The 12,497-nt window shown below is 59.0% G+C and carries 8 protein-coding genes; 6 read left to right on the top strand and 2 right to left on the bottom strand.

Annotated elements, in window-relative coordinates:
* Window position 1: 1 nt before the first annotated feature.
* Window positions 2-1,294 (bottom strand): DNA (cytosine-5-)-methyltransferase, encoded by a 1,293-nt coding sequence (dcm, locus tag FJ936_RS06610; protein WP_141906260.1) that lies wholly within the window; start codon window positions 1,292-1,294, stop codon window positions 2-4.
* A gap of 176 nt (window positions 1,295-1,470) precedes the next feature.
* Here dcm and FJ936_RS06605 point away from each other — a divergent pair, with 176 nt between their 5' ends.
* From FJ936_RS06605 to FJ936_RS06595, 3 genes are all read left to right on the top strand, one after another.
* A complete protein-coding gene (locus FJ936_RS06605; protein WP_141906259.1) occupies window positions 1,471-3,264 on the top strand; it encodes a DUF262 domain-containing protein in 1,794 nt (597 codons plus the stop codon).
* A 112-nt stretch (window positions 3,265-3,376) separates the two neighbouring features.
* Window positions 3,377-6,079, top strand: a complete 2,703-nt coding sequence (locus FJ936_RS06600) for a Z1 domain-containing protein (protein WP_181763100.1) — start codon at window positions 3,377-3,379, stop codon at window positions 6,077-6,079.
* 3 nt (window positions 6,080-6,082) lie between these two features.
* A complete protein-coding gene (locus tag FJ936_RS06595) occupies window positions 6,083-7,141 on the top strand; it encodes a PD-(D/E)XK motif protein (RefSeq protein ID WP_141906257.1) in 1,059 nt (352 codons plus the stop codon).
* Between the two features lie 1,089 nt (window positions 7,142-8,230).
* On the opposite strand, the gene FJ936_RS06590 is transcribed toward FJ936_RS06595, so the two are convergent.
* Window positions 8,231-9,364 carry a hypothetical protein gene (locus tag FJ936_RS06590; protein ID WP_141906256.1) on the bottom strand — a complete coding sequence of 378 codons (1,134 nt, stop codon included), beginning with the start codon at window positions 9,362-9,364 and terminating at the stop codon, window positions 8,231-8,233.
* A 590-nt stretch (window positions 9,365-9,954) separates the two neighbouring features.
* On the opposite strand from FJ936_RS06590, the gene FJ936_RS06585 reads away from it, so the two are divergent.
* Genes FJ936_RS06585 through FJ936_RS06575 form a run of 3 tightly spaced genes read left to right on the top strand, consistent with a single transcriptional unit; the run spans window position 9,955 to window position 11,764 of the window.
* Window positions 9,955-10,509: a hypothetical protein gene (locus tag FJ936_RS06585; RefSeq protein ID WP_141906255.1), complete on the top strand. Its 555-nt coding sequence runs from the start codon at window positions 9,955-9,957 to the stop codon at window positions 10,507-10,509.
* Window positions 10,485-11,123: a hypothetical protein gene (locus tag FJ936_RS06580; protein ID WP_141906254.1), complete on the top strand. Its 639-nt coding sequence runs from the start codon at window positions 10,485-10,487 to the stop codon at window positions 11,121-11,123. The genes FJ936_RS06585 and FJ936_RS06580 overlap by 25 nt, the downstream gene beginning before the upstream one ends.
* Before the next feature lie 17 nt (window positions 11,124-11,140).
* On the top strand, window positions 11,141-11,764 hold the full coding sequence (locus tag FJ936_RS06575) for a hypothetical protein (RefSeq protein WP_141906253.1): 624 nt from the start codon (window positions 11,141-11,143) through the stop codon (window positions 11,762-11,764).
* Window positions 11,765-12,497: the final 733 nt, after the last annotated feature.

Here is a 12,497-nt window from a genome sequence, read left to right as displayed (position 1 = left end):
ACTAGCCATTCACGACAAGGGAGAGATGCGGCGCAGCCCCAACAAGCTGGCGAGCAACAAGCTCAACAACCCTCGCGTTGACCGCGTTCCCGAGCGCGCGCGTCGTGCCGGTGAAGGTGCGCGGCAAGGTTGCCAACTCGCCCATGTCCTGGAGTTCCGCGCATTCGCGCGCAGTCATGTAGCGTCGCTCCCAGCCTATGATGGGAACCTGCGAGGTGCTCGACGCAACCAGCGCCGGCGCCGTTTGGGGCGATTTGGCGCGAATGCCAGATCCACGCATCTGGATGACACTATCCCAGACATCCTTGATGCCAGCATCGAAGTTCCACTCGAACTTTTTATAGCTTGGCTCGAAGCCTTCCAGCTTGGGCAACCAGCGATCGATCCAGTTCTTATGCTCGCTGTAGAGTTGGCGGTTGAGGTCGATGAACCCTTTCTTCCAGCCAGGGAAGACGCGCGTGTCGCGCGCATAGGGGGGCAGGGCGGCCGCAAGCGCGGCATGATCCAAGCCGGCGAGCGGCACACCGAAACTTCCCCGATGCCGGCGCGTGGCATCCGGCGCTGCCATCGGCGCCACGGTGAGATAGGGATATGTCGCGCCAAACTCGGCGGTCCAGATGGGAAAATGCGGCTTCTTCGCCGATTTAGGGTAAAGCCGCACGAACTCTGCCCAAGCCTCGATCGCCTGCTCGATCTTGGACGAGATGCGCGACCCAGGCTGTGGCTTGCTCAACACCGAACTTATGCTGGTAGGCGTATCTAATGGCTCAGGCCAGCTAAACACTGTCCGAGGGTCCCGCGCCGCGACGATAAACAGTCGCTCACGGATCTGCGGAATGCCGAAGCGGTGCGGAGAGAGCACCATTTTCTGGACCAGCGGATAGCCGGCATGCCGCAGTTCGCGATCGAGCCAGCGCCAGGTCCGGCCGCCATCATGACGCTCGAAGTTCGCGACATTCTCGAGTATTACGAAGTTTGGCCGATGCTTCCTGATCCAATCCACGACCACGCTGGCAAGGTCGCCATTACGCTCGCAGGCGAGCCCCGCCTGCGCGCCGGCTTTTGAGAAAGGTTGGCAAGGAAAGCCGCCGCACAGCACGTCGAAACTCGGCACGTCCTTGGGATCAATCCCGCGGATATCACCGTGCGGCGTGATGCCAAAGTTCTGGCGGTAGATATCGCGGAGTTCGGGATCGATTTCGGAAGCGAGCACACAGTCATGGCCGAGCCGCGACATCCCAAGATGGAATCCGCCAAGCCCCGCAAACAGGTCCACGAACCTGAGCTTGTGCATTAATCTCCCCTCAGCGCGTGGCGAATCGTTAATAATCCATCTGTCGAATCATGTAACAGACTTCCAAGCAGGACGTCAGCCAGAGAAGCACAGCGACGCAACCGGTTGCGTTGTGCTCGATTTTCGCGCACGGCAATTCTACCGACGATGCGCGTGAAGGGCTGTGGGAGGGGTTTTTGGACGAGATTGAATTTGGCGATATCGCACGGCTGTTGAGCGCCCTTTCGCAGCGAGCCCAGCTTCCCACCGGTGTCTCGGCTTTGCCGCCGAGCGGGTTTGACGCCTCTGGTGTTGGATTCGAGGATAATAGCTGGCTCGTTCGGGTTGCTGAGATACAAGGCTGGCTCTATCTCGAAGATACTTTGGATCGGACGGCGGACGCCGTCGAGCAAGCCAAGGTCCTATTCGATCAGCTTGCAACCGATGCCGAGACTCGTCTGTATAGCGTCGTCGACGGCGTCGTGAGCATGACAGATGCTGGCGCCCAATTACTAGAGTTGCGGCTGGTGAGAGCCGACGAGCGAAGCCAGCAGTTCGTCGAAGCGATCGACGAAGGCGCGACGCGCGAGGCCGCCTCAAACGAATGGGACTTGGCCTGGGATGAGCCAGAATCCAGCGAGCCCCCAAACATCAAAGCGACTGTCTCAACTTGGGCCATCGTCGAGTTTACCGATCGCGCGATGGAGAATGATCTCGACCTCAACCCATCCTATCAGCGCGAGTATATATGGTCGAACCCCGACTCGCAGAAGTTGATTGAATCGGTCCTCCGCGGAATCCCGCTCCCCTCGATCATCCTTGCCAGCATGAGCGGCGACAAAAGCGACAAGTTGCAGATCGTGGATGGTAAGCAGCGACTAACCTCGCTGCTGCGCTTTGTTGGCGCGCATCCCAGCGCAATTGAATTCGCGAAGCGGAAGAATGATCTTGAACTGTTTCGCACTAATTTTCGCAAGTTTGCCAAGAAGCACCAACTGACCACCGACGACATTCGCAAAAATTACCTGCCGTTCAAAACCGGTACTTACGACAAGAAGGATCCGCTCCATCCGCTTTCAGGCAAGTTCTACGACGAACTGAGGGAGGTTCAGACACTCATCGGTGGCAAGCCAACCTCGGTAAGAAAGCTATTCGCATCGAGCGCGCCTGAATATCGTATCCCGATCCTCAAATATGAGGACACTGACGTTCGCGATATCCACAAGGTCTTCACGATCTACAACAAGCAGGGCGTCAAGCTGAATGCTGAAGAGATTCGCAACGCCGTCTATAATCATCTCAAGATCGTTCAATTGATGCTATTCATAGGCGGAGATCGCAACGAACCGGCTATGGCCGAATATGCAGTGGCTGCCGGCATCGATCCGGCCTTCGCGCACCAAGTGATCACGGACATGGGCTTCAGCATTGCGCGCTTCCGGCGCACGAAAATCCTTCTGTGGATGCTGGCAACGCTGCTCCATTCCACCCGCTCTCGCGGCCAACTGCGAGCGCCGTCTACTGCTGCGCACATCGACTCATTCCTCGATGCGATAGATACCAAGCTTCAGAGGTTACGCTCGATCCAAGCGCTTACTGAACTAGCGCGGGCATTGGTCGACGCTATCGAACTACATGCTAAGGCTGAGCAGGCTTGGCATCCGAAGTTCCAGAGCAAGAAGGAGGCGAGTAAGTGGGAAGAACTTGGCGCCGTTGCGAGTATCGGCGCGTGCTTGGTGCTAGTGCTCCTCGGCAAGCAAGGACGCCTGCTCGATCGCCGCGTCGCCGTCCGCGAGGTCACTGCGACCAAAAAAGGGCCTGAAAGTACGCAGAACAAGACACAGTGGAAGCATATCTCCGACTCGCTTCTGAGCATATTGGAAGCGGTTGATGTTTCCGCCACGGAGGTCAAAATAGTCTTGGAAGAAAAATTCGGCACCTCCGCGGTCGATGGGCTGATTGAACTGCGCGCGCTGCAGGTTGATGGCTGAGCCTTCCCCCCAATCTTCGGTGACAATTCGGCCAGTGCGTGAGGTCGCGCTGCCAAACGAAACGTCGCCAATCGGATGGTGGCAGCGTTACCGGCGAAGTGCAGCTAGCCAGTTGTCTGACACGGCGTTGGAGGTGCTCGAGGCAGACGCGCGCTACATCGCCGAGGGCGCGCTACCGGGGCAAAATGGGTCATTTGATTCCGCCGCATGGTCAGACGAAGGCGTGCGGACGGGAATGGTCGTTGGCTCGGTCCAATCCGGCAAAACGGCGAGCATGTTGGCGGTCGCTAGCATGGCGCTCGATCGCGGTGTCGATGTCGTCGTGCTGCTTGCCGGCACCCGGGTCGGGCTTTGGCTCCAGACATACCAACGCATGCTCGGCCAACTTGACGGTTCGACACTCGAAACTGCTTACCAGCGCGGTGACAAACGCTTACTGCTTCCGCTACCTGAAGACGTCTTAGGTGAGCAGCGGTTCGGTCCGACCAGCTATTTGAAATCGTCCAAAGCTACCTTGGCGGTGCGAGAAGGCCGGCCGATGGTTATCGTCGTCCCCAAGCTCGACGAGCATCTTAACCACCTCGCGCGTATGCTCGTCACAGTGCTTCCCGAATCAACACTTGATGCACGAGACCATCCCACAACGATGCTTGTTCTCGACGACGAGGCGGACGATGCGTCTGTATTGGACAGCGCTGCATCGGAAAAGATTACACCTCGATTCATCGCGGCCCTATGGAGCGGAAGCCATCACAATTCGGCGAGCCGTCACCGCAAGCTGCTTGCAAGCTATGTCGCCTACACCGCGACGCCGCAGGCCAACTACCTACAGGAGTCGCATAATCCCTTGGCACCGCGGCAGTTCAGCGCAGCGCTGCGCGTTCCTGGAGTGACCGGCGACCTTGAGCCACGCCAGTTGACTTATCGCGAGCCAAAGGGGCTTCCTGGCTATTATTGCGGCGGCGATCTTTACTATGAGCAACTCACGGGACTTCGTGGCCCGCTCGCTGTCGCCTCACCTTTCCCGATCCAGCAGCCCGGCGAGCACGAGTTCGATTACGCCGCACGGGTGGCTCATCTGCGCTGGCAGATGATCTCTGATGCGATGCGGCACTATCTCGTTGCCGGTGCCGCGAGGCTGTTGCTCGAGAATCGCCGTCTGTCGCCACTCGTGGACCACGTTTTTGAGACGGTCGAGGCGCTCAAGACCGTATTGCCGCGCCCGCACACGATGATGTTTCACCCCTCTGCGCGAAAGGACGCTCACTTTCAGGCGGCTGAGGATCTTGCGCGCTGGTCGCTGAGCTTGCCCGGGGAGGAGAGCACGGTTGACCTCCCGGAAGATGAGCGCGGCGACCCAATCGTGCGGCTTGATCCCGCTGGCCTGGCGCGCCGTCTCGCCGCAGAGGAGGATTCTTGGCGTGCTTGCCTTGGCAGCTTCGAGCAATCACGAATGGCACTCGCCGGGCTACCGCATGGCGCCTTTCCTGCGCTCGGCGCGGATCGCTGGCCCGACGTTCGCCAACTGCTCGAGGACGAGGTATTTCCACATATAGCGCTACGCGTGCTCAACAGCGATCCGAACGCGGATGACCGGCCGAACTTCGACCCGTCGCTGGACGCGGAAGGCTGGCGCGCGCCGGACGACATCTTCACGATCTTCGTTGCCGGCAACATCCTCTCGCGCGGCCTGACCGTCGAAGGCCTCACGACAAGCATCTTTCTGCGCAGCAGCAATGAGCCTGCGGCCGATACTCAGATGCAAATGCAGCGATGGTTTGGGTACCGGGGTACGTATCTTCCGTTCTGCCGGGTGTTCCTTCACTCCGACCAACTCTCTCTGTTCGAGCAGTACAATCAGCGCGACAAGGCGCTGAAGTCGCTCGTGCTGCAGCGAATGGCCATGGAGAACGACGCCACCGCTGCCGGAACGCTGGTGCTTGAAGGCGAGAACTTCGTCGCCACCAGCAAGGTGGAGACGCGCAAGGTTCCGCTGAGTCCGGGCCCAAGCCCACAGATCCGGATTGTCGAGCGCGTCGACCCGAACCTCGCCGAGAACAACTTGGCGCTTGCGACAGATGCCCTCGCTACCGGCGATTGGACCCAAATCGACCCGGCCCGCGGCATCGGCCTCATTCGTCAGGACACGATTAGCCTACTCGAACTTGCCGAGTTGCTCGATGCGTTGCGCTATACGCGTCACGACCCAAACCCGGAAGATGAACTAAGCCGGCGCTGGGTGAGCCTCCAGCATGGGCTCGGCCTTTCAGATCGTCTGTTCCGTCCGCCCGGAGTTGCGCCCAAACCCTATGCTATCAAGCCGCAGGGGTGCCCATATGCGATAGCCGCGTACCTCCGTCTTTGGGATGCTATGACCAAGGGCGCTCATGCGCCAGGCTTTCACGCCACCGACAAACCCGATCTGCCTTGGTCGCAGCTTGATGCGCGCGTCGCGCCCCGCTTTCACATTGCCATACGATCAGGGCAACAGCCGGCGACCGACGACAGACTGCGCGCCGCAGGCATTCGCTCGATGGAGCGTGGCTTGGGTCCACTCGACCAACTCAACACGTTATGGGGCAGCCGCGGTTATGGGCATGGCGGGTACCTCGGCGACCAACTGATAGATTATCATTTTCACGGGAAAACACCCGTGCCGCGCCTGCAGGGCGGGCAGAGTTGGAGGCCGCGCGGCCATCCTGGGCTTGCGTTGTTCCATATAATCCAGGATCCGGACGGCGGTGACGACCTCGTGACACTGGGGCTCGGCCTGCCCCACGGAGGCCCTGACCATATCGCAGCACTGAGGCGTTAGGAGATGCGCACACCACTCAGCTTCGAGGCCCTGCGCGATCAGTTAGCCGCGCTCGCAGTGCCGGCGGGCCAGGCGCGCGAACTAGTCTGGGTAGTTCCCGATCGGCTCGGCGCCGCGATGACCGACGCGGGGGCGTTCGAGATTTTTCTGCTCGGTTCGCCGCTGCAGGCTGCTTCCCCGCTTGTGGCGGGAAATCTTCAGCATGATCGATGGGAGCCGATCGCAGGTGGACCGCCATTCGAGGCAAGCCGCGTCTTGCTAGGCTCAGCGGCGCACTTCGCCGCGGTCGCTGCGCTAATTGCGACCGAGTTGAGCCGGCTGGACGTATCGACTGCAACGGCAATGCAGAGATCGTTCAATGAGGTCGAGCCAATCATCGAGTTGGCGATCCGGCGCGCCGCACTGTCAAGCGAGGCGATCCTTGGCCTCATCGCCGAACTGCATGTGCTACGCGCGGCACTGCTCGCCACAGCGGCCGGCGATGATCGCGCGGCAACGCTGCTGAGTTGGAGAGGTTGGGCCCCTGGCCGTGACTTCGTGCTCGGAGGACACGGCATAGAGGTGAAGGCTACCCTTGGGGCTGCCTCGCGTCACCGCTTTAGCGGGATCCATCAACTCGAGCCACAGTTGCTCGATAACGCATGCGCTGAGAGGCTGCATCTTATGAGCTTTGGGCTGGAACCTGTCGCTGCGGGTGGCCTTGACCTCCCTGAACTTGTTGACGATCTGCTCTCGCTCCTGAGCGATGACAGAGGCGCTCGCACGCCGCAGCAAGGGCAACTTTTGGCGATGATCGCAAGCTATGGCGGCGCAGGCGCGCCAAGCTATGAGCATGACGCGATGCGCGGCTGGAACGTGTATCAGCAGCGCTTCGCAATCACATTCGCGCGGCTGTATGACGTGGCCGATCCCGAGATGCGGCTGCTCGATCGTGGGCTTGTCGAGCAGACCTTTGTTGTCCCAGACAGCTTGTCGTTCGAGCTTGCAGTGCCCTCGCTGCTATCCGCCTTCAATCCAGTTGAGGACTGGCAGAAGGAGATCGCGGCGATGGCGCGAGAATGAACATCTCGGCTTGGCAAGGTAGGGTCAATAGGCACCTTCTGGCGTGGCCATGTGGCAGAGTTTCGCCGACCTTGAAGCCTACCATCGGTCAGCTAGCCATTCGCGACAGTCTCGTTTGTCGGGTTTGTCAGAAAATTGAAAATGACCGGCGCTTTGCCAGCGCGGGATAGAAGGGTTTCCGAGTGCGTGGCGGGCGAGGGGCCGGGGGCGGTGGGAGTCTTGATCAATGCGAACCGGTGCTCATTTACTTCCGAAAGCCAGCCCGCACCCAACGGTATAACGCCGGAAAAGCGACCGGCATCGCGGTCAAAGCTGGAGCATGAACAATATCCCCATTGCCTCGGTAAAGTCCAAGTTCGCAGCCGGGCCGCTCCAGCCGGATGATCCATTTGCGCGGTCAACTACGTCCATTCCTGCAACTAGGAGCCACAGCCCAGTTCCCAGCATCCCAAAGCCGAAGATATCCCCGTGCCCAATTGATCCGAACTCGCTAAGAACGCTCGTTCGCTTTCACAGCGTTCTCTTGCGGCTGGGAGACATCCGCTGCCAACCGCGAAGCACGGATACCGGGCTCGCTAAGGTGGCCAGCAGGGTTGCTATGACGCAATCGGAAATCCTACAGAAAACGCTCTGATATCAGTTACTGCTGGAGGTCTGGCGGACCTTTAAACTGTCATCGCTCCTTCAGTGTGAACTACCCCTTCACGCTGAACCGCTTTTTTCGGGAGCAAGCATGCGGCGTGTCCCTCCACAGGTGAGGGGCGGAACGTCGGTGTAAAACACCATTTTCACACTGAGAGGTTCCCCCGTCACTACCGAGCGCTGCCGCAATCCATCGCAGATCAGGTCTCTTCCCATTGAATTGAGGTCACTGTCTCGAGCTGTGAAAGGCAAATCGTACGGCATCTGGCGTAGGGCGAATGATTTCGACGAGCACTTCATCCTACTTAGGCGCTTCACACTCGGAAAACCGAGATGGACGACCGCATTCGCATTGTGCTCGATGTTATCGACGGTTGGGAGGTTACGTGGGCGCTTCTCGGGCCTGACGCCGGATAACACCTGACGGCACTAAGCGGGCCGAACGGCCTACTTTCCTCTGAGCGTCACGCGCCCCAACGCCGAAAGGCGGCTGGCGATGTTCTCCTGAGTAAGCGGACCAGTGTCGTGATCGGCGAACGGTTGCGCCCGCAGTAATGGTGGCGTCGGTTCTTTGCCAATACGCCCGGATGTATCTGAAAAAACTAGGGCGAGAAGAAAATGGACAAGACGCGGCGTCCAAGGGGCGCCGGCGGCTGTCTTGTACCCATCCTTGTTGAGATGTACGACCACGTCCCGAGGCTTGCGGATCCCCGACCGGGCGTAGCTTTTCACGACCGGTCCCAGGAGATCGCAAATCTGCGCAACATTGATTTTCGGCCCGTGAAAATGGATCGTCTCCGCCTCCGTCATGTCGGGGCGCTCGTCCTTCCTTTGGGCCGCCTTCTTGATGAGCAGCGTTTTGTTAATGATGGTACTCGGCACCGGACGAACTCGTTCCGGCGCTGGCAGATGAGGGGCCACATGTTCATCGACTGCTTGGCCGATGGCTGTCCCGTCCATAAAGGTGACATGTGACAGGGTTTCAGGATGAAGGAACGAGATGATATCTCCCTTCACGCTGACGAAGTCACCAGCGGCGATTAACGCTTCAGGTGCCAGGTAGCCGAACATCCGCTTTCCATTCTCCTTGTCAACAGCTTCCGCGACGACCACATGTCGTTCGTCCCGACTCTCTGTCGAAACCACCACCATTAGCCGCCACCCGGGATTGCTGCTGCCGGGGGCATCGAACAATCTCGCGGTGACGCCTGCAGCGACAAGGTCCAGGGTGAGCCCGCGGGACCTTCTGACGGGCGGGGTGACAACAACCGGTCCAGGGGCAATCCTGTGCGACGGGTTGTCAGTACAGGGATGCTTGGGCCACGGATGCCCGAGTTCGTCGAAATAGACCCGGCTGCCTTGCCGGTTGGCGTAAAAAAAGACAGCGTCACCGCACACCGGGCAGCGCGCGTTCGGGTTAACATAACAGGCGCTAGCAGTACGGACGGCATTTCTTCCAAGCAGAAGGCGCGCGTCGTGCACGCGCAGGTCGGCTGCGACCTGGGATCGGTCTCTGCGCCTCCTGCCGTTGTTGACGCACCAGCCGCAGGTGCAATTTGAATAGTGGTTGTTACCGGTCATCCGTACTCGGATATCTTCTCTTGCCGCTGGAATCATAGCAGGAAGCGAAGGATTGAAAACAAGCGATCCCGGATGCAATTACTCACTCGCTATGAGATCCTGCGAATTAATGCGAATTAAAATGTCGCCACTCGTGCAGGGTTCTTCGTTCTCGACCTCGACGCATTCCAACTCTTGCGACATCGTGCGTTTTCGTAAGCCGATCATGCCGGACACCGCAAACTGTTGATTTACTTTGGGATAGGGAGCTTAAAAAAGCCCAGGTCGGACGGGAGTCGTGTAGGTTCTGGCAGGTGAAATCTCTCGCGGCGACGAGGGCAAGATCCGAAGCTGACGGTTATTCGCAGGCCACAGGCTCGAACAAGGGATAGTGATCGCATTAGGGGTTTGGATCGGGCGTTAAGCCCACAGGCAACGGTGGAGCGTTTGACCGAACCGAGGGACGGCGCAGAGGGACTATCAGCAGCCACTGCAAAAGAGGGTTCTCAGTGTAAAATTCCAGTTTTACACCTGAGAGGTGTCGGTCCGGTCTATCGCGACTGCGATGTTGACGTGGTTGAAAGGATATATTTGACAGGGGTAGCAGGGGCATGTTCCGTATCATTCGTATCGGTCGACGAGCAATCGGCGGGGCAATGCTGGTTGCAGCACTTGTTGCCTTCTTCTCGTCAAATCAGTTTGCGGTCCTGAAGCTGGCAATGAATTTCTGGGATCCGTTCGCGATCTCGCAATATCGGCTGAGCCGCCTTTCGGCTGACGACTACAAAGCATCCATAGAGGAGGCACTCAAGGTGGGTGATTTCTCCGAGGCTCAAAGCCTGGTGGAGCTAGCCCATGACAGCGGGCACGAGCTGCCGGCGGATTTGGTCGAACGGACGCGCGAAAGCCCTTTTGAATTTGGCCTGCGAAACGCCAAGGATTTCCTGGACGGCGCGATTACCGGGCAAGTGACGGCTCCGGCCTCCATCGGAGGTGTGCTGGCGGCCGATTATGTCGGTGTCGGCGATGTCCGTGACGCTGTCATCCAAGGCAACCATCTGGTCAGGGGAGAGGACTACGACAAGCTTACGCTTGGCCTTTCCCTGGTGGCCTCGCGACCGTTGTCCCCGGCTCAGGAGCGATGGATATCGGATTTTCGCTCCTGAAGACCACCAACAAGGCCGGAAAGCTATCGAAAGCGCTGCTCATGCGCCTTAGCGCCATATCTGTTCGCCTGGTCGACGTGGAAGGCTTGAAGCGAGGACTTTCCCGGATCGTCCTGCCATCTTTCAACGCTCCGTCGGCAGCGGCCGTTCGCACGGCATTCGGCGAGATCGACTGGAGACGCGCCGCGAGGGGCGACTTCTCGGGATTCCGAAAGCTGATCTCCGAAATGTTGCCGATGGACATCGCAGCGGCGAAGGACGCCTTGAGGGGCGCTGTTCGCAAAGAGGCGGTCGACGAAGTCCGCTTGTTGGCGAGTTCCGCAGCCGGGATAGCGTCGGACGGAGGAATAAAGGCGGCATACCGAGCGCTGGAATATGCCGATGACGCAAAGGATCTGTCCCGGGCCAGATCGCTGTCGGCGCGCATGGGGGAGAAAACCTCTGCCGTCCTGAGAGTGCTGGGCAAAGGCGCGATCAAGCTTGGGAAACTCGTCTATTTGGTAGCGTCAATTTTGATTGCGATTCTAGGTTGGTTCGTCGGCGCGTTGTGGTTCGTGTTTTCTTGGATCCGCACCTCGCGTCGCTTATTTTGGCGCAAGGGGGAGATCGCGTGAATTCGAGGCGTTCAAAATTGGCGCTGGTCGCGGCAGGGATTGGGGGAACCGCGGTCGCAGGCTTCGGACTCGCGTTCGGTAGGGACATCTATAAGACGACGAAGAAGAACGTCGAATTGATCGCGCTCCTTCTGGCAGCGGCCATCTGCCCGTTCGTCGGCGGACGGGGCCTCGTCCGAGGACATGATCGAGGGTTTTTAGGAACCATCTTCCTGACCGTTCTTGGAAGCCTCCTTCTAATCGCGGCGGGCCTGTGTGCAGCCACCCTTCTGATGTTCGGGGTCCTTGTGCTTGTCACCGACGACAAACTTGACAGCCCCTTCCTGCTTGCGCTGTTGGGCGCGTTTGTGGTGACCGCGCTTCTCGTGGGAATCGGGATCGTGGTTGGCCTTGTTCAGCGACCTAAACGGCTGAAGACAATTGCCGTCGGCAAGTTCAACGAGCGCTTCTTGGAGGAAAATGGGTTTCGAGAAACAGACGGGGACGACATCACTCACTATGATGACTGCGGTCAGGCGCTGCGTTTCCTTGAGGCTCACCCGGACCGGCTTGTTTTCATGGCTGTTGGGCGGCGCGGAAAGCGGGCCTTCATCGATTTAGATCAGGATGGCCGAATGGTGGGCTATTCTGGCATTAAATAGACACAGCAAGATTTCCAGACCTTCGTGCCGGCGGTGGTGACGGCGTCTCCTTCGGAACCCGTGCCGATAGCTTCGGAACAGCGCAGAAGTGGAAGATGGCCCGAAGATGCTGATATTATCCAGCTTGAGATCGAAGGCGTCACATGCGGGTTGGGCTGAATGGGAGGCTTCCCACCGGATGAGCAACCTCCTGTCGTCAACCTTGTTCTCGATCAGCGCCGGTCATCCGGCAGCGGCGTCCTCTAGGGATCGCCGATTGAAGAGTATGAACCGACTTTCTGCTGGCGACCGGCGACGGCCAATCGTCCGGCCCAAGAATCAAAATGGGTTTTTGCGCGCCCCGCCGCTCAAAGCCACCCTGATGCGGACACATATGATTGACGAACTATTGAGGTTTCAAGTCGACCCAGATTAGGCTGTCGGGAGGGGTGGCGCTCCAGTCTCTGCTCGGATTTCGACCGTACGGGCCCGGAGGTGCTTTACCACTGGTTCGCAACGATCATAGGACCATCCCCGCGAACCTGTCGGATGCGGTATATGAGCCGCAACTGCCCGATAAGGCATAGCCACTTCATATTCGCGCTCCCGCCAAGTTCGCCCGCCCGCCTTGAACGCTTCCTTCCTTTCCACCATTCCTGGTGCCATTCGCCGCCACAACGTGGTCCCACAAACCAGCACCGCCTCCGCTTCAACGGCCTTCACTAATCCTTTGAATAATTCCGGGGCGTTACCT

The organism is Mesorhizobium sp. B2-4-13, assembly GCF_006658535.1.
Lineage (GTDB): Bacteria > Pseudomonadota > Alphaproteobacteria > Rhizobiales > Rhizobiaceae > Mesorhizobium > Mesorhizobium australicum.
This window is presented reverse-complemented; position numbering and strand designations above follow the sequence as displayed.